This window comes from Acidovorax cavernicola, assembly GCF_003581445.1.
Genome location: NZ_QXMN01000341.1, coordinates 1 through 587, shown reverse-complemented (window position 1 = coordinate 587; position 587 = coordinate 1). Strand labels below are relative to the sequence as shown.

Below are 587 nucleotides of genomic sequence, written 5' to 3'. Positions count from 1 at the left end.
CCAGCAAGTTCGGCAACAAGGGCGTGCGCGCCCTGATCCTGACGCCGACGCGCGAACTCGCGGCCCAGGTGGAAGAATCGGTGCGCGGCTATGCCAAGTACCTCGACAACATCAGCTCCACCGTGATTTTCGGCGGCGTGGGCATGAACCCGCAGATCGACCGCATCAAGCGCGGCGTCGACATCCTGGTGGCCACGCCCGGCCGCCTGCTGGACCTGCAGCAGCAAGGCTTCCTGGACCTGTCCACCGTGCAAATCCTGGTCCTGGACGAAGCCGACCGCATGCTCGACATGGGCTTTATCCATGACGTGAAGAAGGTCTTGGCCCTGGTGCCCAAGAACAAGCAGAGCCTGCTGTTCTCGGCCACGTTCAGCGATGAAATCCGCGAACTCGCGAACACGCTGCTGAAGAACCCGCAAAGCATCCAGGTCACGCCCAGCAACACCACGGTGCAGCGCATCACCCAGGTGATCCACCCCGTGGGCCGCGGCAAGAAGAAGCAGGCCCTGCTGCACATCATCCAGGAACACGACTGGAGCCAGGTGCTGGTGGTCACGCGCACCAAGTTCGGCGCCAACAACGTCGCC

General features: G+C 63.2%; 1 protein-coding gene. It reads left to right on the top strand.

Annotated features, from left to right (window positions below):
- Positions 1-587, top strand: a 587-nt coding sequence (locus D3H34_RS33540) for a DEAD/DEAH box helicase (RefSeq protein ID WP_119558926.1), incomplete at both ends; no start/stop codon positions are given.